Source organism: Desulfovibrio sp. An276 (genome assembly GCF_002159665.1).
Taxonomy (GTDB): Bacteria; Desulfobacterota; Desulfovibrionia; order Desulfovibrionales; family Desulfovibrionaceae; genus Desulfovibrio; species Desulfovibrio faecigallinarum.
This window is the reverse complement of record NZ_NFJC01000032.1, coordinates 1-25,574: the sequence shown is the minus strand read 5'-3', so window position 1 is coordinate 25,574 and position 25,574 is coordinate 1. Positions and strand designations below refer to the sequence as shown.

Annotated in this window: 19 protein-coding genes; 14 read left to right on the top strand and 5 right to left on the bottom strand. The window is 44.7% G+C overall.

The window, feature by feature from the left end; all coding sequences use genetic code 11:
* The first annotated feature begins 16 nt into the window (after positions 1-16).
* The 6 genes from B5F76_RS11495 to B5F76_RS11470 all read left to right on the top strand — a co-directional run bounded on the left by B5F76_RS11495 (position 17) and on the right by B5F76_RS11470 (position 2,877).
* Positions 17-181: a bacteriocin-type signal sequence gene (locus B5F76_RS11495; protein ID WP_087354688.1), complete on the top strand. Its 165-nt coding sequence runs from the start codon at positions 17-19 to the stop codon at positions 179-181.
* 118 nt (positions 182-299) lie between these two features.
* The gene (locus B5F76_RS11490) at positions 300-566 is read left to right on the top strand and encodes a hypothetical protein (protein WP_087354686.1); all 267 of its coding nucleotides are present in this window, start codon (positions 300-302) and stop codon (positions 564-566) included.
* Complete coding sequence (locus B5F76_RS11485; protein ID WP_087354684.1) at positions 566-1,048, top strand: DUF523 domain-containing protein; 483 nt, start codon at positions 566-568, stop codon at positions 1,046-1,048. Before B5F76_RS11490 ends, B5F76_RS11485 begins: the two co-directional genes overlap by 1 nt.
* Positions 1,049-1,094: 46 nt before the next feature.
* Positions 1,095-1,232: an AAA family ATPase gene (locus tag B5F76_RS11480; protein ID WP_087354682.1), complete on the top strand. Its 138-nt coding sequence runs from the start codon at positions 1,095-1,097 to the stop codon at positions 1,230-1,232.
* A 12-nt stretch (positions 1,233-1,244) separates the two neighbouring features.
* A complete protein-coding gene (locus B5F76_RS11475) occupies positions 1,245-2,432 on the top strand; it encodes an AAA family ATPase (RefSeq protein WP_087354680.1) in 1,188 nt (395 codons plus the stop codon).
* Positions 2,413-2,877 carry a hypothetical protein gene (locus B5F76_RS11470; protein ID WP_087354678.1) on the top strand — a complete coding sequence of 155 codons (465 nt, stop codon included), beginning with the start codon at positions 2,413-2,415 and terminating at the stop codon, positions 2,875-2,877. The genes B5F76_RS11475 and B5F76_RS11470 overlap by 20 nt, the downstream gene beginning before the upstream one ends.
* Positions 2,878-3,071: 194 nt before the next feature.
* On the opposite strand, the gene B5F76_RS11465 is transcribed toward B5F76_RS11470, so the two are convergent.
* A complete protein-coding gene (locus B5F76_RS11465; RefSeq protein WP_087354676.1) occupies positions 3,072-4,466 on the bottom strand; it encodes an MATE family efflux transporter in 1,395 nt (464 codons plus the stop codon).
* Positions 4,467-4,691: 225 nt separating this feature from the next.
* Positions 4,692-8,939 carry a DEAD/DEAH box helicase gene (locus B5F76_RS11460; RefSeq protein WP_162608825.1) on the bottom strand — a complete coding sequence of 1,416 codons (4,248 nt, stop codon included), beginning with the start codon at positions 8,937-8,939 and terminating at the stop codon, positions 4,692-4,694.
* 1,301 nt (positions 8,940-10,240) lie between these two features.
* Here B5F76_RS11460 and B5F76_RS11445 point away from each other — a divergent pair.
* From B5F76_RS11445 to B5F76_RS11425, 6 genes are all read left to right on the top strand, one after another.
* Entirely contained in the window at positions 10,241-12,388 is a 2,148-nt protein-coding gene (locus tag B5F76_RS11445; RefSeq protein ID WP_087354668.1) for an amylo-alpha-1,6-glucosidase, read from the top strand.
* Positions 12,389-12,872: 484 nt separating this feature from the next.
* The gene (locus B5F76_RS11440) at positions 12,873-14,219 is read left to right on the top strand and encodes a glycosyltransferase (RefSeq protein WP_087354666.1); all 1,347 of its coding nucleotides are present in this window, start codon (positions 12,873-12,875) and stop codon (positions 14,217-14,219) included.
* 1 nt (position 14,220) lies between these two features.
* Positions 14,221-15,537: a glycoside hydrolase family 57 protein gene (locus tag B5F76_RS11435; RefSeq protein WP_087354664.1), complete on the top strand. Its 1,317-nt coding sequence runs from the start codon at positions 14,221-14,223 to the stop codon at positions 15,535-15,537.
* A 339-nt stretch (positions 15,538-15,876) separates the two neighbouring features.
* Complete coding sequence (locus B5F76_RS11430; RefSeq protein WP_087354706.1) at positions 15,877-16,662, top strand: glycosyltransferase family 2 protein; 786 nt, start codon at positions 15,877-15,879, stop codon at positions 16,660-16,662.
* A 3-nt stretch (positions 16,663-16,665) separates the two neighbouring features.
* A complete protein-coding gene (locus B5F76_RS14595) occupies positions 16,666-17,637 on the top strand; it encodes a hypothetical protein (protein ID WP_144268473.1) in 972 nt (323 codons plus the stop codon).
* Positions 17,638-18,035: 398 nt separating this feature from the next.
* Positions 18,036-19,886 (top strand): hypothetical protein, encoded by a 1,851-nt coding sequence (locus B5F76_RS11425; RefSeq protein ID WP_087354662.1) that lies wholly within the window; start codon positions 18,036-18,038, stop codon positions 19,884-19,886.
* A gap of 102 nt (positions 19,887-19,988) precedes the next feature.
* On the opposite strand, the gene B5F76_RS11420 is transcribed toward B5F76_RS11425, so the two are convergent.
* Positions 19,989-21,020 (bottom strand): glycosyltransferase family 8 protein, encoded by a 1,032-nt coding sequence (locus B5F76_RS11420; protein ID WP_162608824.1) that lies wholly within the window; start codon positions 21,018-21,020, stop codon positions 19,989-19,991.
* A 57-nt stretch (positions 21,021-21,077) separates the two neighbouring features.
* Between B5F76_RS11420 and B5F76_RS14950 the strand changes: the two genes are divergently transcribed.
* Both B5F76_RS14950 and B5F76_RS11415 read left to right on the top strand, forming a co-directional pair.
* A complete protein-coding gene (locus B5F76_RS14950) occupies positions 21,078-21,236 on the top strand; it encodes a hypothetical protein (protein WP_162608823.1) in 159 nt (52 codons plus the stop codon).
* A gap of 392 nt (positions 21,237-21,628) precedes the next feature.
* On the top strand, positions 21,629-21,922 hold the full coding sequence (locus B5F76_RS11415) for an IS66 family transposase (RefSeq protein ID WP_162608822.1): 294 nt from the start codon (positions 21,629-21,631) through the stop codon (positions 21,920-21,922).
* A gap of 253 nt (positions 21,923-22,175) precedes the next feature.
* Here B5F76_RS11415 and B5F76_RS11410 read toward each other — a convergent pair whose 3' ends face one another.
* Together B5F76_RS11410 and B5F76_RS11405 are read right to left on the bottom strand one after the other, a co-directional pair.
* Positions 22,176-23,168: a glycosyltransferase family 2 protein gene (locus B5F76_RS11410; protein ID WP_087354656.1), complete on the bottom strand. Its 993-nt coding sequence runs from the start codon at positions 23,166-23,168 to the stop codon at positions 22,176-22,178.
* A 534-nt stretch (positions 23,169-23,702) separates the two neighbouring features.
* Positions 23,703-25,091 carry a polysaccharide pyruvyl transferase family protein gene (locus B5F76_RS11405; RefSeq protein WP_087354654.1) on the bottom strand — a complete coding sequence of 463 codons (1,389 nt, stop codon included), beginning with the start codon at positions 25,089-25,091 and terminating at the stop codon, positions 23,703-23,705.
* Positions 25,092-25,574: the final 483 nt, after the last annotated feature.

Genomic DNA, 25,574 nt, shown 5'->3' with positions numbered 1-25,574 from the left:
ATATAGGAGAAAAGCTATGGCAGAAAATCAGAGCCAAGAAGCGAAATTCCATGAAGAAATCCAGAACATGGAATATGAGCCCCTCGATCCTATCGAGATGAAGCTCATCCACTGGAGCTGGGGCCTTGGTGTTGGCCTTCTTGTCGTGCTCTTCTTCGTGAGCCGCATGATCGAACACTAGGTCGAACGTAGTTGACCGCGGTCACTGATCCGTGGTTTTTGCAAGGGCTCTTCCGCAACATGTGGAAGAGCCCTTTGTCGGCAAGGGGAAGTACGCACCCCTGCCTTTTGGAGGAAGTATGCCCAAGTACCATGTGCGTTTTCTCAAAGGCCCCAACATGACACTGCGCCTCTACCACGAGGCCATTGAGGAAGCGAATTCCTTTGAGGAAGTGCTCACCAGACACACAGACTGGCCCATTCAGGTTGCCTGGGACGATCGCGCAGCCACTGCCTGGAATCCCGGCACAAGCATGTACTACCAGGAAATGTGGGAAGCGGCCCTTGTGCCAGATACAGCCCAGCTTCCCCTGGTTGGCGCATGGAAACAGGGAAGCAAGGAGTGATGCTACACGGCGTCAGGAGCCGCATTGTAAGACGGCAAAGGCCCCTGATCCTTGTCTCTGCCTGTCTGGTTGGCGAAAAATGCCGCTATGACGGCAGAGACAATGCCGTAGAAGCCATTGTGACCTTAAAGGAAAGGGGTCTGTGCCTTCCTGTCTGCCCCGAAGTCCTGGGGGAGCTTCCCACACCGCGTATCCCAAGCGAAAGACAGGGGGCCAGGGTTGTCGCAAAGGACGGCACGGACGTGAGCCACGCCTTCAAACTGGGAGCAAGGCGGGCTCTCTACATTGCCATGAAGCATGGCCTGCGTCTGGCAATACTCAAGAGCAGATCCCCATCCTGTGGCTTTGGCAGCATCTACGACGGAACCTTCTCGCACAGGCTCATTTCAGGGAACGGGATTTTTGCCGAGATGCTGCAAAGAGAAGGCTTCAGCATCTGGACTGAGGAAAACTGCTCGCCGCTTCTTGCGAATATGCCTTAGGATATTGCACGAATGTAATCTGAATACTTTTATCAAGGAGTTCTCAATGCTTGCATCATTGCAAATACAAAACTTCAAGAGTTATGAAGATGCAACGCTATATTTTACTCCTCTTACCTTTTTTGTAGGTGCAAATGCGTCCGGCAAGAGCAATGCCCTGGAGGCCCTACGTCTGCTGAATTAGCTTGCGGGGGGAATGAGATTAGAGGATATCGAGCAGGCTATTAAAAAGGACGACTCATACATACGTGGAAATATACGTGACCTTTTTAAGGATATTGCGAAGCCTATTACCTTTACATGTCATCTTCCACAGTCTGAAGAGTCTAACTGGAATATCTTGACATTAAAAATAGGATATAAAAAAGACAGACTTGTCTTTGAAGAGGAAAAAATAAGTAATGATGCAGGGCTATCACTGTATCACACAGAAAATAAACACCCATCTGCTACATTTTATGGATATCCAGATCTTGTTAGTGTATCTTGTAACAACCTAGACAGTAAAAAAACACGTACATCTATTCTCTGTAGTAACCAACGACCAGCCTTTTATCAGTTTGAATCACCATCATTATTTCATAATGATGACAAAAATTCACAATTTATTATTATTGCTATTTCCAGAATATTCCGTATGAATTTACGAAATATTTTTTTTCTTTATCCAAATACTAATACAATGAGAGGATATGCTACTTCTGGAGATCATCAAATAAAAGAAGACGGTTCAAATCTGTCAAGTGTTCTTTCAACTATTTGTAAAAATAGTGATGTCAAAAGAAATTTATTAGAAATTATTCGATCTATTCCTAAACAAGATATTAAAGATATTTCATTTATAAAAACTGATCGCAATGATGTTATGCTTCGCATACACGAGTTTTTTGAAAAAAATAATAAGAAAATAGATGTACCTTTATTGTCAGATGGCACATTGCGTGTTCTTTGCATTGGGGCAATGTTACTCAGTGCAGATAAAAAATCACTAATTATTATTGAAGAGATGGATAATGGAATTCATCCGAGTAGAGTAAAATCTCTTCTACAAAAAATTTCAGAAATTGCTTTGAAACGCAGTCTTCAGATACTTATTTCTACACATAATCCAGCGCTGCTCGATGCAGTAGATGATGCTGAATTGAAAAATGTTATTTGCTGCTACAGAGACTCTGAGCAAGGCGATAGCCGAATTACTCGTCTTACTGATATACGCAGATTTCCAGAACTCATGGCGCAAGACTCTTTGGGACAACTTGTTACTAACCAAAAACTGGATTTTTTTCTCAAGGACAAGCGCTCAGAAGAAGAATACATGGCATCTGCATTAGCATGGATTAAAGAACTGCGAGAGGCAACTAAAGATGGATATCTGCCTCATTGATACATCTATTTTTGATGAAATTCTGAATATACCAGGTAAATCTCAATGCTATTCCTCTACTATAGATGAGCTAGATCAAAAACTAAGACAAAAAGAACATTCGTTTCTTCCTATGGCAACTATTCTTGAATGTGGAAATCACATTGCCCAAATTGGAAATGGGACGAGAAGAAGAGGTGCTGCAGAGCGATTTATAATTGAAGTACGCAAGGCACTTGAAGGGATTTCTCCTTTTATCGCTATGCTATTTCATCAAGAAAACCAAGTTCAAAGATGGCTTGACACTTTTCTTGAAGGAGCAACAATTGGTCGAGGTCTTGGAGATATTTCTATTATAGAGGACTGGAACCGCATTTGTAAACGTTATGAACTGTATCGTGTATATATCTGGTCAAAAGATAAACATCTTCAAGGGTATGATCGTATCCCCCACAAGTCTTTTTGAGAGAGGCAAATCGCGGTTGCTACTTCTGGTTTAGGCATCAACAGAATAATAGATGCACTCGGACATGTCTTGTCTTACTGGATGATATCTTTGGAGCCAACATCAAAGTATCCGCTGATATCTACCGTACCAGTCAATTGTGATCAACGCTCACCGTGAGTTGCCACTCTCGTCTTTTTTCATAATCAGATATTTTACCTTGCCAGCTTGCGGCGTATTTTTTCCGGATCAAGCCTGTGCAAAACATGCAGCCTTGCAGTGTAACAGATGGCACAGAAGGCAAGCGCTACGATGTAGCCAACCCAGAAGCCTGCAGCTCCCATGGCAGGGACAATGAGATCCGTTCTGCCGAGCACGTAGCCGCCACAAAGTGCCAGAAGACCATAGGCCACGAGGCAGACAATGAAGATGATGCGCGTGTCGTTGTAGCCGCGCAGGACACCGCAGCTTATGTTCTGCAGGGTGTCCACAACCTGATAGGCGCCGCACAAGAGCATGAGCGAGGAAGCAAGCGCCAGGACATCAGGGTCGCTGTTGTAGAGCGAGGCTATCTCGTAGCGGAAACACATGGTCAGGGTCATGCTGACAAGGGCTATGACAAAGCCCAAAAGAAGAGCTGTGTGCGCAGCAGAGCGCGCGTGCATGTATTTTGCTGCCCCCAGGAGCTGGCCTGTGCGTATGGTCGCAGTCATGCCAATGGATAGGGGTATGGAAAAGACTATGCTCGAATAGTTGATGGTGATCTGATGCCCCGCGACTACCGTTGTGCCCAGGGGCGCCAGGAGAAGAGCAGTGAGTGCAAAGGACGAGACCTCTATGCAGAGGGCTACGGCATTGGGAAAGCCTATTCGCACAACTGTGGCTATAAGCGGCAAATCAAGGCGTTTGCCTTCGATTACTACCCTGTCCTTTCCGAAGAAAGAATACTTGCGCAGGGTTTTATCCCTGTGCAGGAAGAAGAAGATGGAGAGGAACATGCACCAGTAGCAGATGGCGGTGGCGACACCACAGCCTACACCTCCCATTTCCGGCATGCCCATATGTCCGTAGATAAAGACATAGTTGCAGGGAATATTGATCAGAAGGCAGACAATGCCAATGACCATGGCAGGTCTTGTCCTGCCAAAGCCCTCGAAAAAGGAACGCACTGTAATGAAGAGCAGAAAGCCCGGCAGTCCGAAAAGCATTGCCTTGAGATACCCTGAGGTCACGGGCGCAAGCTCTTTATCGATGCCCAAAAGGTGCAGATTTTCCGAAATGAAGTACAGGAGCGTTATGAGCACTGCACTCATGAAGAGCGCAAGAAAGATGCCCTGACGCAAGAGATGGGCAGATCTTTCGGGCTTTCTGGCACCCACAAGCTGGGCGGACATGCCTGGCAGGGCAAGAAGGCAGCCTACGGCAAAGAGCGTTATGGGAGCCCAAAGGGATCCGGCTATGGCGACACCGGCAAGGTCGCGCGCAGCGTAGCGGCCGGCCATGATGGTGTCCACAAAGTTCATGCCAATCTGCGAGAGCTGGGCAACAAAGATGGGAAGACCTATGCGCAGGATATTTCCGAATTCCCGGGAAGAAACAAGAAAAGCCATAAGTGATAAAGCTGGGAATTTCCCTGTTGTCGGACAATGTGTCCGGTTGCTTGTGATTGTGCGACCCAATAGCCTTTTTTCGAGATCAAGGGAACAGCAGTCTGGGCCCCAAGGCCAGCGTGCCCTTGGGAATGAGGGACAACAAGGGGTCAGGCAAGAACCTGACCCCGTAATGCGCCACCCAAGTGGCGTTTTGTTGTCGCGCCCTTGCAGACTGCAAGGGCACTACTGAAGGAGACGGAGCAGATCCTCTTCTGTGAGGGACTTGACGCTTGTTTCCGTGCCTTCGAGGAAGTCTGCGGCCAGCTCGCGCTTGCTCTGGTGGAGGGCCAGAATCTTTTCTTCCACGCTGCCCTGCTGGACCATGCGGTAGATGGTCACAGGACGCTTTTGACCAATGCGGTGCGCCCTGTCCGAGGCCTGATCTTCCACTGCAGGGTTCCACCAGGGATCCAGGTGGATGACGTAGTCCGCAGCTGTCAGGTTGAGGCCTGTGCCGCCTGCCTTGAGCGAGAGCAGGAAGACATCGCCCTGCCCGCTCTGGAAGGCTGCCACGCGCTTCTTGCGCTCAAGCTCTGGTGTTTGGCCATCAAGATACTGGAAGGAAATACCCTTCTCTTCCAGGGCCTCGCGGATGAGGGCAAGGTAGGTGGTAAACTGACTGAAGGCCAGCACCTTGTGGCCAGATTGTATGAGATCCTGGACAGTTTCCAGGAAGGTCAAGGTCTTTGAGCTATACTTTTCCAGCTTCATCATATCCGGATCGGCAAGACCAGGGTGGCAGCAGGCCCTGCGAAGCCTTGTGAGCTCTGCCAGAATTTCGATGCGCTTGGCTCCGCTTGAGCTTTCGGAACTGTGGAGCTTTTCCACAGCCCTTCTGCGCAATGTCTCGTAGAAGGCGAGTTCCTTGGGATTGGGCTCAACAATAATGTTCTGTTCGGTCTTTTCCGGAAGCTCGTCCAGAACACTGCTTTTGAGTCTGCGCAAGAGGAAGGGGCGAACAACTGCGCGCAGGGCCTTTGAGGCAGGTGTTCCGGGCGTTGCAGCCTGGCCGTAGCGGTGGGTGAAGTTCTCCCAGGAGCCCAGGAGACCGGGATTGATAATGTTGAAAAGGCTCCAGAGGTCATCGATGCTGTTTTCAATGGGTGTGCCCGTGAGCGCAAGGCGAAAGTCTGCCTGAATCTTCTTGCCTGCCTTGGCTCTCTTGGTGGCAGCGTTCTTGAGCGCCTGGGCCTCGTCGAAGATAACCATGGACCACTGGACCTTGGCAAGAAGGGGCTGCACATTGGGCAAAAGGCCGTATCCCATGACAAGCACGTCGTTGGGACCAAGGGCCTTTACGGTTGCCTCGCGACCAGTGTGCCCGAAGCGCACCACATTGAGGGAGGGAGCAAAGCGGCCGATTTCAAGATCCCAGTTGCCGCACACCGAGGTGGGTGCCACCACAAGGCAGGGACCATGCGCAGCCTGGTTCAAGAGAACTGCTATGGACTGGACAGTCTTGCCAAGGCCCATGTCGTCGGCAAGGCAGGCGCCAACGCCCCAGATGGCAAGGCGCTGCATCCACTCGTAGCCCTCGCGCTGGTATTCGCGCAAATCTGCCCGCAAGAGGGAGGGCACAGCAGGTGTTGTGGCAAAGGCCCTGTGCATGCGCTCGAGATTATTCTCCCACTTGGGATCCACCTCGACTTCCATGTCTGCCAGGGCCTGCTCCACTGCAGCCGAAGCCAGGGCGTTTACCTGATAGTCGCCCTTCTTTGTCTCAGAGGTCACGAGCTTGAGGCTCGAGAGCTTGCGGCGCAAATCCGCTGTGAGGGCTACGTACTCTCCGTCCCCCAGGGACACGAAACGGCTTCCCTTAAGAGAATTCAGAAGGCCTGTCAGGGGGATCATCTCGTTGTCGTCAAGCTGGGCTGTGCCGGAGATGCCGAACCAGTCGTTGGATGTCCAGCCAATCCTCGCCTTGATGCTGGTTGCGTCCAGCTGCCCCTTGAGCTTCAGGCGCATGCCCTTGGGCCACTCAAGGCTGTGCTCCACTCCACTCTTGCGCAATTCCTCAAGCAGGGTCAGCACCTCTTCCAGATCGCCGCTGAACCAGTGGCCGTTGTCCAGCCCCTGGGCAAGGGTTGGGCAAGCCTTGACAAGGTTGTCCAGGGCAGCCTGCTCGGCCCCGAAGTTGCGCTCGACGCGCACTGTCTTCATGGGCACGTTCTCGGGCTGGTCTTCTTCCAGGGGAGGAGTCTTCCCCTCAGAAGCTTTCGCGCGGGATTTTGCGGATTTTGTGCCCCGTTTTCCCTTTGTCTGCTCGGGCTCTGGTTCGGGCTCAGCGGACGGACTGGCAGGGATTTCCAGTGGCACTGTGGCCAGAGGGGTCTCAATGCCTGTTGCTGTCTGGAAAAATGCTGTGCCAGGCAAGCCAAAGGGGCGTACGCCGCACACACCCTCAAAGCCGGACGCTGTCTGCTCCAGCTGCAGGACAGGGGTTGTCACCTCCTCCACGTCCTCGGCCTCGACACCCTCAGTCTCCACATCGATGTTGAGTTTCGAGCGCGTAAGCCCAAGGACCCTGGAAAGCTCTGACTTCGGGAAGGTCAGTCCATTGGCAAGAAGGCCTGCAACCTGTTTTTCCATGGGGCCCAGCTTGTAGACAGAGATCACATCATCCTTGCGGGAAATGACGAGCTCCTGTCCCCTGTAGTTCTCGAAGGCCTCGCTGTTCCCGAGCTTCAGGAAATAGCCGTTGCTGCCGTTGTCCTTCAGATTGAAGGTGAGGTTCGCCTTCACAAATCTTATGGGCTTGTAGCTGTTTCCGCTTTGCTCAAAGACCATGTTGCTCTGACAAAGGGCTTCGCAGCAGTCGACAAGGTGCAGGACATAGACAGGGGTCCACCAGCTGCGCTCCTGCTCGATGCCGGCAGCTATGCGCCAGTCCACGTCCGTCAAGTGGTCCACGTCGCCGGACCGTTCGGCAAGGCGCTTTAAGGAAACATCCTTGCCCTTGCTCCAGCCCCGAACACCGAGGACCTGTTCCTTGGCGTAGACTCTCCTCTCGCTAAAATCCACTACCCAGAAAAGACGCTTCTTGCGCTCCTCGGGAGCATCGGTACTTGCGATCTTTTCCAGGGCAGCAAGACGGTACTGCCAAACGGGCATATCCTGTACAAGGTCTGCCATATTAAGCAGGCTGCAGGAATCATCCCTAGCCCAGGAACCGTCCTTGTCGTAGCCCGGAATGGCGTGCAGGATATCTGCAAAGCAGCGCTGCAGGCTGGGAAGCCCTTCGCAGCGCAGATACCAGTTGCGCATGACTTCGGGATCGGGATCCGATTCCTTGACAAGGCGCAGCCTTGCGGAGGCAGTCGCAAGAACAGAGAGAGCGTTCCGGTCTTCTTCGGCAAAGGACGGCTTGGAAAGCGTGTTGTTGTCAATGGCTCCGTTGCGAAACCTGTCCAGGGCATCCAGGGCCGCAAGACCCTGCAAACCGCAGGCGTAGGCGCCGTAGTTGTCGAAATCTGCCTTTTGCAGGACCCAATAGTTCTCTCTCATGGCCTCAAGGTCCTTTGGCGTGCCATAGAGGAAACGGACCAGGTTGAACACGACGCCAGGGTAGAAGAAGAAGCTTGGCATCTGGCGTGTGCCCTGCCCCTTCTTGAAAAGCTTAATCCAGCTTGTGAGCTGCTGCATGGAAGCAGGATTTTTCTGGAAGCAGTCGATGGTGAGAAGGACAGCCAGCTGATCGAGAGTAACCTCCCTGCTCTTCCTCAAGGGGGCTGCAGCCGCCTCGGCCTTGTCCAGATTGTTGCGCCAAAAGTGCAGGAGAGCGATTTTTTCCGGCTCAAGCCAGGGACAGTCAATCTTACCCTCGTCGTACAAATCGGCAAGCTGACCAAGGAGGGGGTGCACCATGCCTGCTTTCATAAAGGCAGTATACAGATCGAAAAAGATCAGGGACTGTGCCAGGGGTGTACGCGAGCGCACCCAGTCAAGAGAAAAGTCCGCCATGGAAAAATACATGTAGCGTGCTTCGCACTCGACCTCGGAGGCGGACATGTTTTTCAGAGGGCGCAGTCTGTTGTCGTTTTTGCAGAAGATGGCAAGGGTATGGTGAGCACCCCTTGCAAAGAGATTGCCCTTGAAGCGATTGTTCGCAAGAACCCTGGAAACCTCGGCTGACAGCACCACGTCCATTGTGAGCTCCCGGGTCAATCTGAAGCGGGCAAGCCCATTCATGTTCCAATTGTGTTTTCCCTCGTAGACGGGCACGTCCTGAACTTTCGTGTTCTCCTCCCACAGGGAATTGCGGTAATTGTTGATGGATTGCGGGAAATACACGCGAGAAGGCAGACAGGACATCTCCTCGAGCAGGCCATACAGGAGCGCGTTGTCGTTTCCCTGAACCAAAAGAGCGTCAAGATACAGGAAAACAAGCAGCTTGTGGGTCGGGGAGACGGTTTTCTTCTTGGGAGTAGCCATATTCTTAACTGTATTGTGTTTGGGTAACTGTTTGGTATATCTGTCCTGATGCCTGCAAAAGCGTTTGGTGGCCTGCATGCAAAACCAAATGACAGCGAAAGTCCGATTTCTTGGGGGCCCTGAAGACGGAAGCTACGCAGGCCTTTTGCCAATCCCTTGCCAAAGGTACGAAAACAGGGAGAGGCAAGCGCAGGATCGCAAAATGCCCTGCCTGGACTTTGCACAAAGTCCACGGGCTGGAGGAGCCATGGGCGGGGGCAGATGGATCTTCGTGGATCCGGAAAAATGCCGGATGTGCGGCAAGAGAGATCGGCACAGGGAAGCCCTTGCCTGGGACTGCGGGGCAGACACGGCTCATGACTGACAAGCGCACTGTCAGCGTCTGCACAAAGACTGCCTGCGTGACTGACTGTTCCCTGCCCCTGTTCCTTTCGGCATACACAAATTGGGGACAAGAGCATGGGCAACGCCGGTCTTGATAGGACCTGAACAGCAAAAAGTCAAGAATCCGGACACTCTTTTGAGACTGTCCTTCCCTCTTTTCCAAAGCATACTGCAAAGGTCTTTCATGCATAATACAAACTATTTGCCAGTGTATTTCCAATGAGACAACGTGACTTTGACAATTGCTCCGGACATATCCCTGTCAATCTCCCATCTTTCTCCTTGTATTTTTGCAAACATGAAGTATTTTTTCATCGCGCATGGACAATATCCAGAAAAGATGGACTCCATATACAAATGCCATTTCGGCATTGGGCGCTAAAAAACTTGACTTCATTTTCAGGGAGCGTATCCTAGTAGTACTGACGTACTGTCCTTCAGGGAGAATTGTTCCTTGTCCCCCTTGCCCCAAACGCGACCAAAACGCGCGCTCCGGGTACACGCCATGGTCTTTGTGCGAACAGGCTGGGGCAGGGAGTGCTTCATTTTGCTTCTTTCTTCCGGTCTTTTTCGGACTGGCAGAAGACAGCAGCCGGTTTTTTCCTGAAAACCGGACACAAGCCTTTTTCGAAAGGAATCTGCCAGAAGAAAGACACCAAAAAGGCATACAGGGTGTTGTATAGCCTTGCATTCACTTTGGGGGCATCAGGCAGGAAGTCTGAGAGAGCAGGCGCCTGAGAGATCAGACGATTGAGCAGGCGGATTGCGCATCTATCCAGATCTTGGCCCGATTCTGGGACAAATTTCGGAACAAGTTCTGGAACAAATCCTGAGCCAGCTCATGGCTGACAGGTATTGGAACATCAAGCAGGAAGTGGCCAGGGAATACATGGCAAGCCCTTGCCAAGGAGCATTTCATGTATAGCGGAACAGGCATAGACAAGGAATTGCAACCGGATGTGGAACGCGAATGGCTCGAGACAAACAATCTCGGCGATTTTGCCTCTTCCACCGCGGCGGGCATGCATACCAGGCGCTACCACGGCCTTCTTGTTGCCAACGTGGAACACATGGACAGGCATGTACTGCTTTCGGCTGTCGAAGACTGGATTTGCCGAAAAGATCAAACTGTCCCCCTGTCCGGAAGATACCACCCGGGCTGCGTCTACCCGGAAGTGCAGCACTGTCTTGCAAAGTTCGCTGCCTCCCCCTGCCCCACCTATACTCACAAAATGCAGGGGCTTGAGGTCACAAAGAGCCTGGCCCTCATCCGGGGCAGCCACACTGTGCTCATCCGCTACCAGATAAAGGCTCTGGACAAGCAGACAAAGTCCGAGAACATCACTCTGCGTCTTGCGCCCTTGCTGGCCTTCCGCTTCTTCCACGCGCTGACCCATGCCAACATGGATCTGCATGTGAAGACCTATCCTGCGGAATGCGGCTTCAAGATCCAGCCCTACAATGCCCTGCCGCCTCTCTTTGTGCAGGCAGAAGGATTGTTCGACTTTTTGCCCTCGCCAGAATGGATCAACCGCGTGGAATACCCGAAAGAGAGGGAAAGGGGCTTTGACTATACGGAAGACCTCTTCTCTCCCGGACTTTTCGAAATCCATGTGGTTCCCGGAGACGACATCATTGTCTCCGCCTCCACTTCCGAGATTTCCCTCCACACCCTGGGCCTGCACGCCCTCTGGGACGAGGAGATGGCAAGAAGGGCTGATGCGCAGGCAAGGGTTCTCCAAGGCCAGGCCAAGGCAAAGCCGCAAAGCCAGCTTCTGCCCTTCATGGCAGGCCAGATGGCGGACTTTCTCTATCAAACGCCTGCGAACAAGAAGCTTCTTCTGGCTGGCTACCCCTGGTTTGGCAGCTGGGGCAGGGACACGCTCATTGCCCTGCCAGGCGCAACCTTCCTTTCCGGCCGCATGGAAGAAGGTTTGGAAGTTCTTGAAAACCTGGCTTCCAGTGCCAGGGACGGCATCATCCCCAACACCTTTGACGGGGACGGGCACCCCAATGGCTGGAACAGCGTGGACGCTTCCCTGTGGTTTGCCTGGGACTGCCAGCTCATGCTGAAGGCCCTCGGCAGGGACAAGGAAAGGCAGGCCAGGTTCCTGGACATCTGCGCTCCTGCAATCTACGGTATTATTTCCGCCTTCAGGATGGGACGCGTGCCCTTTGCCCGCGTTGCCTCTTCCGGACTGCTGGAAACCGGAACGCCCCAGACGCAGCTGACCTGGATGGACGCCCAGGTAGACGGACACCCCGTCACCCCGCGGAATGGATATCCTGTGGAGATTCAGGCTTTGTGGTACAACACCCTGGCCTTTGCCCACAAGATTGCCAAAAAGCGCAATGATCCGGATCCCTGCCCTACCCGCGAGCTCAACGCTATTGCCTCACAGTTTGCTGCCAAGTTTGTCCTTGCGGACGGAACCTTAAGTGACGTGTGGCGTGCATGGGAAGACGGTGGGCCGGACAATGCACTTCGTCCAAATCAGCTCATAGCCGTTGCCCTGCCAGAGGCCATTGCACCCAAGGAGAGCTGGAAGCCAATTGTCGAGAAGGTTCGCGAAAAACTTCTGACTCCCTATGGACTACGCACCCTCTCGCCTGATGACAGAGATTTTTGCCCTTCTTACGGCGGAGGCATTGCCCAAAGGGATGGCGCCTACCATCAGGGCACTGTCTGGCCCTGGCTGCTCGGAGTCTACGCAGATGCCCTTCTTCGCGTACTTAACATCGAGGAAGAGGAAAAGAGCGGGAGCAAGGCTGCGGCAGCAGGGGATAAGACAGCCAAGGCAAAGTCCCAGGCTCTCTCCAAGGGAATAAAGGCCTTTTTGAAGACCATCCAGCCCCTTGTGACAACGCATTTTGCCGAGGCAGGCATAGGGCACATGTCCGAAGTTTTTTCTGCTACTGAGCCCTACACTGCAGGCGGTACCATTGCCCAGGCCTGGAGCGAGGCCGAGGTCTACCGTGCTTTGGTGAATCTGAGAGCGGCAGACAGGGAAACCTTCGAATCCTGGGAAAAGGGACTCAAGGTCTTTGCCCAGAAAAAGGCCTAAGGCCGGGAATGTGGGGGACACGTCTGTTGTCGCTTGGGTCATGCCAGCGCCATTTGTGGCATGAGAAATCGGCATAAGCCAGATAACAGGCGGCTGACTGACAGACGAGGATCTTGCGGCAATCGAAAAGGGAATCAAAAGACAGCGGTGCACAGCAAGCACAGGCCATGTGGCAAGCCAGGCTTTGGCATACAGCTGTCATAGACTTGTGGCACAGTTTTGTGTCTTGACGAACTTGAGCTTTCGGGCTTTGTGCAGACCATATGGGCTTGCACGGGTCCGAAAGCAGGACTGTTTCCAGATTTCCGGAAAATCCCGCCTGAATGTCAGCGTTCGGGACATTTGCCGCAATCCGCAAGAGTGCCGGATTTCAACAATTTTTTCTGTTACAATTTCATGCCAGTCGGAAAAATCCGCACCCCTGGAATAGGGGTGTCCGGCATACGGCTCAAGGTATACGGTTTGTTTTTTGGAGGAAGATAGAATGCGCGTTCTCATGTTCGGCTGGGAATTTCCACCCCACATTTCCGGGGGCCTGGGCTCGGCCTGCGAAGGAATTGTACGCGCTCTGACGCAAAAAGGAACGGACGTCATCTTTGTGTTGCCAAAGCTTGCGACTGACAAGGGCAAGACAAACGATATGTCCGGCCTTACGATGTGTTCGGCCTCTGGTACACGCATAGGCTCAAGCGTACGCTCTGTGGAACAGGTCTGCCGTACCACCAAGGAGTACTGGAAGGAGCATTTGCGCATGGAGGTGGTGGACTCTCTCTTGTCCGCCTACGCCACCCCGGAGTACTACGAAAAGGCCTATGCGGAATATTTGCGGCAGACTGCAGTGGAGGAGAGAAGGACTACGTCTTCCTTCCCCCTGCAGGGCGAAGAGGTGCTTCAGCTTCATGGAGGTTACGGCAAGGACCTCATGAGCGAGGTCTACAAATACAGCCTTGCCGGTCAGGCCATTGCCCGCGCCAACGACTTTGATGTCATCCACGCCCACGACTGGATGGCCTACCCTGCAGGCATCCTTGCCAAGAAAGCTACCGGAAAGCCCCTGGTGTGCCACGTGCACGCAACCGAGGCCGACAGATCCGGCTCCCACATGAACGACGAGATCGCCCACATAGAGTGGGAAGGCATGCAAAGGGCCGACAAGGTCGTGGCTGTCAGCCACTTTACCAAGAATCTCATCATGCGCGTCTACCAGGTGCCGGAAGAAAAGATTGTGGTCGTGCACAACGCTGTCTCCCGCAAGGACGCTGGCCACATCTACCACGCGGAAAAGCCCAAGGGCGAAAAGCAGGTGCTCTTCATGGGCCGCGTGACCTTCCAGAAAGGCCCGGACTACTTTGTCGAGGCCGCAAGGCTTGTGCTGCAGGTCATGCCCAACGTGCGCTTTGTCATGGCAGGAGCCGGAGACATGCTTTTGTCCATGGTCACCCGCGTTGCAAAGTACCGCATTGGCAGGCGTTTCACCTTTACAGGGTTCCTCAAGGGCGATGAGGTAGAACGCATGTACGCGGCCTCGGATCTCTATGTCATGCCCAGTGTGTCCGAGCCTTTTGGTATAGCGCCTTTGGAAGCAATGGTGTATGATGTGCCTGTGCTCATGAGCAAGCAGTCCGGCGTGAGCGAGGTTGTCAACAACGCGCTCAAGGTCGACTTCTGGGATGTGCGCAAGATGGCAGACCGCATTTGCGCTGTTCTGACCTACCCTGCCCTTGGCAAATTCATGGTCAGAAACTGCCAGGAAGAACTGAAAAACATCCGCTGGGAGAACGCAGCAAACAAGCTCAATGCGGTGTACGCCGATCTCGCAAGGGGGATATAAGATGCCTTCCGTCTGTTTCTACTTTCAGGTTCATCAGCCCTACAGGCTCAGGCATTACTCGTTCTTCGACATTGGTCACAACCACATGTACGAGGACGATGATGCCAACAGGTCCATCATGCTGAAGGTGGCGGACAAGTGCTATCTGCCCATGAACGCGCTGCTCTTGAAGCTCATCAAGGCTCACAATGGCAAGTTCAGGGTGTCCTTCTCGCTTTCCGGCGTCTTTATCGAACAGATGGTGCAGTACGCGCCAAACGTTTTGAAGAGCTTCCAGGAACTGGTGGACACGGGCTGCGTGGAAATCCTTGCGGAAACCTACGCCCACTCCCTCTCCTTCCTCTTCTCTCCCAACGAGTGGATGGAACAGATCGCTGTCCATGACGATCTTGTGAAGAAGTATTTCAGTGTCAGGCCCACAGCCTTCCGCAATACCGAGCTTATCTACAACAACGATATAGCAGAAGCCGCAGAGAAGATGGGCTACAAGGCCATTCTCACGGAGGGTGCCGACCAGGTCATCAACTGGAGATCGCCAAACTTTGCCTATCAGCCCGGCAACTGCCGCCGCATACGGCTCCTTTTGAAGAACTATCGTCTCTCGGACGACATTGCCTTCCGCTTCTCCAACAAGGGATGGGAAGAGTATCCGCTCACAGCCGAGAAGTACGCAAGCTGGCTCTTCTCCCTCAACGGCCAGGGCGAGACCATCAACCTCTTCATGGACTACGAGACCTTTGGCGAGCATCAGTGGGCCGAGACCGGTATCTTCGACTTCATGGAGGCCTTGCCGGGTATTGTTTTGCAGAACCCGGACTTCACCTTTGCAACTCCAACCGAGGTGGCAAGCCAGTGTTCTCCCATGGCAAGGCTTGACATCCCCCACTTCATTTCCTGGGCAGACGCAGAACGCGACCTCTCCGCCTGGAGGGGAAATGATCTGCAGGACGATGCATTGGGCGCCGTACAGGCCCTGGAAGCAGATGTGAAGAAGACAGGGGACCCGGATCTTCTGCGTACCTGGAGGCGGTTTACGACCTCGGACCACTTCTACTACATGTGCACAAAGTTCTTCTCGGACGGTGATGTACACAAGTACTTCTCGCCCTACGAAACGCCCTATGACGCGTATATCTTCTACATGAATGCTCTGGCGGATCTAGAGCTCACTGTAAGAAGGAAGCTTGAGGCCATGGAAGGGGAGAAGAAGGCCACGGACACCAGGACGGACGCAGAGAGGGCCGCTGCGGCCTTTGGAGTAGATGAGTCCGAATCCAGGGTGGAAGGGGCTATTACGCCGATAGGCAGTCGCACTTAAAAAATGAGGCTCTTCGGGGGTATTTGTGGGTAGGTACTCAATTCCTCTCATTACCCCTTCCCGCAAGCACTATTTGCATCTCTGAATTAAGCCGCTCCAGTTTACGGCGCAAAGGCGTATTCAGAGAATTTATCAATGATACTTGTATGTTGAGGCACTGATGTCTCTGGGATTCTGTTTCCCAGCCCATCAAGGAAATCGCTTCAAGGACACGGGCAGTTTGAATTACCCACAGAAAGCCACTATGAGCCAAAAATGATTGACAAATTCATAAAGCCCCATCAGATTGATATCTGATGGGGCTTTATTGTTATGAACAAGTCTAAAGCGGGACAAATCATGGAAGATAAAGTAACTGTAGTGACTCCTACTTGGAACAGTGCTAAATATATTCGTGAAACAATAGAATCAGTACAAGCTCAAACGTATCAAAACTGGGAAATGATCATAGTAGATGACTGCTCTACCGACAACACTGTTGAACTAGTTAAGGAGATTTCCAAAAAGGACGCACGCATTCGTCTCATAGAGCAAAAGGAGAATCAGGGAGCAGCTATTGCTCGCAATTTCGCTGTTCAAAATTCAACAGGTAGGTATATTGCCTATCTTGATTCAGATGACCAATGGAAGCCAGACAAACTTGAGAAACAAGTTAAATTTATGCTTAGCAAAGATTGTGGATTTTCCTGCACATCTTATGAAGTCATTGATTCAGCTGGAAAAAGCTTAAATAAGATAATACATATGCTTGATAAAGTTGATTATAGAGGGTTCTTACAAAATAATTTATTGCAGACAGTTGGTATAATGGTCGACACACATATGGTTGATAAAAAATACCTTGAAATGCCTAATATACGAAGACGACAAGATGCAGCAACATGGATGCAGATCTTAAAAGCTGGTTACCCATGTTATGGTTTGCATGATGTTTTGGCCGAATATCGAAGGACTCCTGACTCTTTATCAAGCAATAAGATAAAAGCAGTCATAGGGACCTGGAAGTTATATAGAGAGATTGAGGGGTTACCATTTTTATTTAGTTGTTACTGCTTTATTAGATATGCACTTTTAGCAGTTTGGAAGAGATTATATAACACAAAATATTTCATATATAAAGGATAAAAAATGGATTTAATCTATATAAAACAATATATTAAAACTTTTGTAAAACACAATATATTTTTATCAAAAATATATTCGTACTACAAAATATTAAAATTCACTATACAAGGAAAGAAACTTAATAAACATATAATTTTATCAAATAAAATAAAATCAAATGGAATAAATTCTTACAAAAGATCTCCACAAATTATAATAACATTAACATCATATCCCAAAAGAATACATGAAGTATATTATTCAATATATTCACTTCTATGCCAGTCATTTAAACCTGATAAAATTATTTTGTGGCTGTCATTAGATGAATTTTCAGATAAAACCAAATCACTCCCTAACAATTTAATAGAGTTACAAAATTATGGTCTTACAATAAAATGGGTAAATAAAACATATTATTCCTACGATAAAATAATACACGCATTGAATTATTTTCCCAATGACATATTGGTAACAGCAGATGATGATATTTTTTATCACAGAGATTGGTTAAAAAACTTATACTATACATTTAAGGAAAAACAAAAAATATATGACAATATAATAATCTGCCATAGAATGCATAAAATAACTATTAAAAATGGTTTTCCAAGACCATATAATGTATGGCAGCAAGAAATAACAAGTAATATTCCTGATCCTTTAAATTTCCCAACTGGATGCGGAGGAGTACTTTATCCACCGCAATGTTTTTATAAAAATGTATGCAATACAGAAGAATTTTCAAAAATTGCACCTTTTGCAGACGATATCTGGTTATGGGGTATGGCATTGTTAAATAATTATTATTTTATAACAGCAAATAACTGTTGTAAATTTAAATATATTGATATTTATAGAGAATGTAATTCCTATGATAAACAAAATCTAAAATATTACAATATCACGCAAAGCAACAACGATAAACAAATAAATAATCTTTTACATAAGTATCCACTGTTATTAGATATAATTAATAATAAAAGATATAAGTAAATGTAACTACGTGAATTTTCAATAGGCCGCTAACAAACTGCCAGCTTTGCCTGCTAGATCATCGTGATTCTGATAACTGTAACAGACTGAAATAATGCAAAAAAATTTTCGATATCAATGCTTAAAATTTGTTCAAAAAGTAAGTCATAGTTGTTGTTTTGGCTAACAATTTTTACGTACTATCTAAAACTATTTGATTGGTGAATTATTAATTGGAATGATTTGTAATTTTACGATGTTATCGAAATCTAGTTGCTAATGCCATTTACCAGCTTGTTAACTATTGGCTGAAAATTCACGAACTAATTTATGAATTTTGTGTTTTATAAAAAAATATATTTAAAAAAATAATAACTACTAAACAACATATTATTCTATATAAACAAAAGGAGATTACTATGGACCATAAATCAATAAAAAAAGAAAAACTATTTTGTATTGAGGATGATTTTTTTTTGATTGATTCTAACAATACAGATCATATAAATGAACAAATATATGGCTTTGCTATTACTGAGCATGGCATAATCGATCGTAGTAATTTAAATCATGAAAATGCAAAATATATTGATGGATGTGGAACATATATACATATATCTATATCAAATAATGAGATTATTATTCGCCAAGATAATATAGGTAGCTACGGAATTTATCTTTATACTAAAGACAATTATTATGCTTTAAGCAATTCATTTTTTTTACTTGTTAGTCATCTAATTAATTCGGCAGAGATTTCTTTCAATAGAGACTATGCTAATCATTTAATATTATCTTCTTTATGTTCAGTATCTTATAGAGAAACAATGGTAAATGAAATTTCTGTATTGGATAGAAATGCTATTATTCATATTAATAGAAAAAACAAATTAATGAGTATTGAATATCCTCAACTAGAAAATCCCATTAATAGCCTAGACCAATATGAAGCAATTAATTTATTAGATAAATGGTATAATAAATGGAGATTTTTAATAAAAAACATATATAAAATTAATCAAAATTTAGTTATTTCTCTTTCCGGTGGAATTGATAGTAGAATTTCATTTTTGTTAGCCTTAAAATCTGGTATAAATTTAAATAACACTATGGTTTATTCAATCCATGATAAACTTCATACACATATTGAAGACTTTAATATTGCAAAAAATATATCAAAAGTTTTTAATTTTGACTTAAATAATGAATATTGCTTAGATAAAGACATTGCCTATTATAAAATTAACGATTTATTTAATATTTGTCTTTATGGAAAAATATTTTTTCATAAACAGTTATATATAAAAGATATATGGTATAATAAAAAGAGATTTTATCTTTCAGGAAGTGGTGGAGAAATACTTAGAGAATACTGGAATATTACACCCCAGCAACTAATTAAAAAACTTTCATTAAAAGCAAAGTTCTATTCAAAAGACACTTCATTAGAATTAAAAAAGTCTTTATATAGAATCTTGCAAGATACATATAAAAACATATCACAAAAACTAGGTATTCTTCCAGATTCTTGTCAAATTTCTAAGAATACTTATTTAGAAACTCGTTGTAGAAACCATTTTGGTAAGGCTGCAGTTGAAACATTTTTCTCAAATACATATACTTTATCACCACTATTAGATCCTATTTTATTTAAAATTCCTAAAACTACTCCAAACTGCAGAGATGAAAATCTACTAATTGCTTTGATTTTTACGAGATATTGTCCAGAACTTCTCAATTTCCCTTTCGAAGGAGGACGAAAACTAAACTATAATACCATACAATATGCACAAAAATTAGTAAAAAAATTTCCATTTCATGACAAAAATAATTTTGTCAACAACGATTTCCTATTTCCAAAAACAAATACAACATATGCAAATAATTTTATCAAAGAAAATAATATAAAACTAGACTCACAAATACAAATTATTTTTAACTCAAAAAAGTTTTCTAACTACATACATATGATATATAACAATGATGTTTATTATATTGCTAAAGAGTATAGCAAAACAATAAAATTTTATCCTAATCAAGAAATTATTCCATTGATAGCAATATCGATTCTTAATATATTAATTCATATTTCTAAAATTAAAACAGACAGTTTAACTATTTTTGACTCTGTTGATCACTACGTACCGCATCACAATTTACTATCACCTATCAGAGCAAAGTTTTTTATTATATTATTCAGTTTAATGAAAAAAAATGAAAAAAATTTATTTGTGAAACTATTACTAAATTTAATAAGAAGTACGGCGTAAAGTTCGTTTTCCATTTGGCCAATAATAGCTTAACTGCGTGCCTGTTAACAGATACATTGGTAGTTGTTTTAGAATGATACATGAGTAGATAGAAAGACTCCATCAAGCTTTTATTTTTTTATACATTTTTTTAACTATTAGATATAGACTAGGAAACTTAATTTTAATTAGTTTAAGAAGAAAATTATTTTTTAGAATCCATAAATACTTATATATTTTATTGTTTTTGTTTTCTAAAAGTTTTTCATAGTATACTGACTTTCTAGCAAACAACCAAAACAATTCTTCAAATTGAATATTTTTATGATACTCCCAAGGCTTATTACCCGCAAAATGTATAACTTTTAAACAAGAAATTGCATGCACTCTTTGTTTTGTTATTTCATAACTAAAATGATAATCTGTTCTGCTGCACGGAATAAAATTCCATTCTTGTGGCAATATAAGAACTTCTCCATTAAATAAAACATTTAAAATATCTTGGTCAGGATAAGCAAATTTTTTATCTTGTAACATTATTAAACAGCGAGACATAATATTTTCCTTTCTTAATCTATTTAAATTTAATAGCATAACACCAGAATTAAAATATTTATTCAATAACCTTTGATTTAAACCACAATATTTTATATAATATGTCTCTGCATTACAATAATTATTTACAAAAAGCGTTTTGTATTTTTTTGTATTTATTTGACCATTTATAACATAATCTAAAACTACAGCTGCATATTTATCTAAGACAACATCAAAAAGTTCTGCAAGATCATGCATTACAATCACATCAGCATCTATATATATAATTTTTTCATATTGAGGAAACAATTTCGGCGTGTATAAACGAAAAGAAGCAGCCCTAGGAAAATCAATAATGTTTTCTGAATTACTTTTAATTATAACATTATTCATATTGATTACATCTAAAGATACATTACTTAAATGCATCACCTGCTTTTGCAATGCAAATATCATATAATCAGGCACATCATCTACAAGTAAAATAAATTTATAATTCCTATTCGTGTTTATATGAGATATTGCTGACGCAAGGAAAGCACTATATATAGATACATAATTTTTATCTATAGATGATACAATCGGAATTTCATGTAAATTTATCCTATTATTGCTCAATTTAACCTCCATTCGTAACTACTCAGATTGTTCAGCCTGACAGCTTGTGGTACTCTGATGGTTTTCCATGTCTCCCCCAAGAGCGTTGGGCAGGGCGAGCTCTATCAGTTCACCTGGTATCTCTGCAAGGTTAACGAAATCTGGAAGGGTGCCAGAGAAGAGCAGCCTCAGAGCTTCATGTCCCGGATACCGCATTTGGAACACGTGGAAAGATAGGCAACTGTGCAAAAATATGTGTCACATCTCTACGTCACCTTGATACCACTTGGGCCGTTGAGATACAGGATGGAACTATTGTCTAATTGCAAAAATTCGCCCTACTACTTTGGTATTGAAATTCAATTATTTCAGCAATATATAAGTTGACGGACTTTTCAATTTAGACACTATATTTCGGTATCCGCTCAGGGGGTAACGGAGTTAAGCCATTTTTTAGCCCTTGAGGGCTAGTCGTCCGACCAAAAGTTATGATACGGGAGAAGCATGGATACCACCGATTTCAGAGCCATACTTTCCGCTATCCCCCGAGAGGAAGAAGCGGCACAGTTACCTCACCAAGGAGCTGTGCGCCTCACCAAAATCGACAGAGAGCCGCTCACCGAGGGCGAATGGCGGGCGTTAACGAGATGAGAGTGAAGGGACTCATCAACTTGTTCAAAAAACGGGACGATTGCCTCGGTACTCTTGCCAGGCGCCTTGAGAAAGATGGAGTCTCCCTCTATACCTTTCTGCGTATTGCCGGAGTGGAGCCAACGAACAACGTTGCCGAGAGAGCACTCAGGGCGATAGTCGTCAAACGCAAGTGTGCTTTCGGTTCGATATCCGAGGCAGGTTTCCGCTGGCTGAAGCGCTCGTTTTCCTTCAAGCAGACCTGCAGGCAACATGAGTGGCCCTATTTTTGAGATGCTGCGCGGATGTATCAGCAACCATCTGCAGGGACTACCTCAAGACCTCTCCATATACGAGCCGGTTATGCAGGTTGTTCAACAGATGCGCAAGGAGTTGGGGGTTGATGAGCCTGTTCAAGGAGCATCCTCGTCAGATCGCCCCAAAGCCGCTTAGCTCCGTTACCCCTGAGCGGATACGAAGAAGGCTCTGGAGGAACGCAAGCTGCTAGGGTTGATCTGACCTACCCCCTGAACGGATACATTGAAATTACAAAAGCCTTCTTAATTTATTTAAACTCCAAAGAAAAGATATAAATATATTTATTAAAGTATTGTTTTTTAATCTCATATGCATTACTATGTATTTAATTTTAGGTAAATTTTTATATAAATATCTTTCAATTGTTTTTAATTTATTATTTATAACTTCTTGCCTACTTAATAACTTATCTTTTGCAAAAAACTGGTTATTATTTTCCATATAACTAATGAACAATTTTTTAGCAAGAAGTGGTAAAAACTCATTATATTTTCCATATATATAAATAAACCTATCCACATGTGCTTCTATTGCATCTAAATTATTGTTTTTTATATTTGTTATACTATTTTTACAATATATGTAATTATATCCTACAAAAGGACACGTAATAATATAGTTAGATAATTCAAACAATTTATATTGTACGCGAACATCTTCATAAGTTTTTCCCTCTTCAAATTTCACCTTCTTAAAAAAACTACTTGGATACAACTTATTCCACAAATAATTTCTATAACTATTATCTTTAAACAATCTCTTTAAACCTTCATGTAAATCTAATACTGCAAACTCATCTTTATATACATATTTAATTTTATTATATTCAATTCTTCTAAATCCAGAGATTAAAATATTTTTTTTATATTTTTCTAAATAATAAACATAATTTAAAATCAAATCTTTATCAATATAATCATCACCATCAATAAAGGTAACATATTCTCCAGTTATATTTTTTAATCCTGTATTTCTAGCTTTACTCACACCACCGTTTTTTTGATTTATTAATTTAAATCTCTTATCAAATGTTAAAAATTTTTCACAGAGATTTTTTGTATTGTCTGTTGAGCCATCATTGACAACTATTACTTCTATATTTCTATATATTTGGTTTAATATTGAATTCAGGCATTTTTCTATGTATTTTTCTTGATTATATACAGGAATAACAATACTAATTTTAGGAGAAAAAGAATCATTTATAATATAGTTGTTCATAGATTATCTCTATTACAATATAGTCAGCAACCACCGGCAAAACCGGTAGTTTGACATTTTAGGGGACCGCTCAAAGAGGTCTATCCCGTAGCCAAAGAATAATAGAGTGCCCCAGTCCAATTGCTCGATACCCCGTGTGTTTGGTATTCCTCATCTCTCTTGCCGCTCTCCTCAGTTATTCCGCCTGTAGGCGCAAAATTTGCGCGTGCCCAAGACTGTTGTCCTGCAATAGTTCATGTGTTAAAGATTCCAAGAATGGGTATTCTCCTGTTGAACTTGGCGGTTCACATGTGGAGGACACCCTATTTTTTTCGTTGTGACAAAGGTGAGTGGTTAAAAGGGCGACGCTCACTGCTGGCTCCGCACGGTATGCTCGCTGCTCCGCCACATGGTTCGCGCCGCGCAACCAACGCAAAAGCCAAGCTACTATTAGTCCCCCGGCAAAGCCGGGGGTTTACCTATTGGAATTATTTTTTTATTTTATAACAATTTTATAAAAAAAAGCTAATGATTTTATTTGATCAATTCATTTTATTAGATTCTTAAAAATTTCTTAATTTTTATTATCATATATTGCCTTCGTGCAGTATATTTTGGAAAAAGAAGATCTATAATTTTTAAACATTTTAGTTGTGAACAAACATGCCATATATAACGTTTAATTCGTTGTCGAAGAATACTTTTTAAAGGTGTATATAACAAAAATTGTTCACTATTTAATTTTTGAAAATAACTTCTTTTCCATAGATCTACATAATGTATAAGATCGTTATGTTCTCTAGGTGTTTCTGCAAGAAAATCATTTGAAACATCCATAGATAGCGCACTACTTAAAATTTGTTTACATTTAATACGTTCACTTACAATACAACTATCAATAAAACTAAAATTTAGTTTTTCTAGCCGTTCTAAATCATTCATTGCATCTTCCACACTAGCATAGATATGAACTTTTCGTGACTCATTCTCATGTTTTAACAAATAAACTAAACTATCAAAGCGTGAGGTATTTCTATTTTTTAAAGAAATATAATTTTTATGAAAATATAATGCAAAACATGTACCATGAAAACTATCTGTGACTACAAAACTTGCTTTAGCTATTAGACAGAGCCATTCTTCAAAAGTTGGCTTGCTTACGATCTTAGGATTACAGAGACTATCCATAGAAAAAAAAGCATACTGAGAGCTGTCAAGTATAATTCTATAGTCTAGACCAAGATTATCAGCAGTTTTTTCTATCAACTTTTGTTTTTCAAAAGTATAATCAAGAATATAAGCCAGTAGATATGCTTTTGTATTCGTACTCATCATATCCACTTTACTTTGACTTTCCTCTACAATACGGTAGAACACTTTACTATCAACTAAAAAAACAGGATCAAGCACCTGATAGCTAGGTCGTCCAAAAAATTTCCCACAAAGTTCAACAGCCGATTTTTCTCGGAATGTAACTAACTGAAAACGTTGTAACAATCTTGCGTAAAGATATCGAAGACACGGATCATGTTCTACATCGGGTTTACCTAGACAAGGCGCATATGCGAGTTTTTTTTTCGTATCATCCGCAAATGCCATTAGGAAATAGTCTATATATTTTGCAGTAAACGATGCCTCGATATTAAGTGAATAATCACTGCCAAGGATGAAACAGTTAAATAAATCATTTAGGTCACTGATTTTACAATCATTTTGAAGGATTTCTCCTATGTAATGGAAATGGCTAAGGAGATACTTAGCAGAGACCCCTTGTAAAGGAACATAGGAATCTAGCAATACTGGTGTATAACCAAACTCCTCAATCACCTTACACAGTGCAAAATTTGTAGCACAGGAACCATAATTATCCGAAGCATACAATATCATGCCAATGCTTTTTTCACTTAACCAATATGGCAATGATGCTAGTTGAGCGTCTTTCATAGCTAAAATCCTTGAGAGATTTGAGTATTATATTAGAGGTTGAGTAGTTCCAATAGTAGATAGATTATTTCCGATTTATTCATTCTCTTCCATAGGGATTTTTTCTTAATATGCCACAGACATAAAAAAACGTATCCGTTCAGGGGGTAGGTCAGGTCAAGCCTAGCAGCTTGCGTTCCTCCAGAGCCTTCTTCTTCAGTTCATCGTATTGTGAGAGGTCCTGTGGCGTACCCGTCAGGATATGTCTGACGCCGTCTCGCAGTATAGTAAAAAAGACCAGTCGTTCAGCCTACAGGTCATCATAACCGACAACGCTCTCTCCATCCAACGCTGACCACGCTCAGATGTACAACCAAATGAGACCTTGCGCCGGAGTATCCATTCAGTCATACCCTAGCAAACAGTGAAAGGGCACAACTATCTGACTGCTATTCTTTTCACAGCGTCGTAGAAGCGTAAGTTACGCGGCAGCATCGAAGGCAA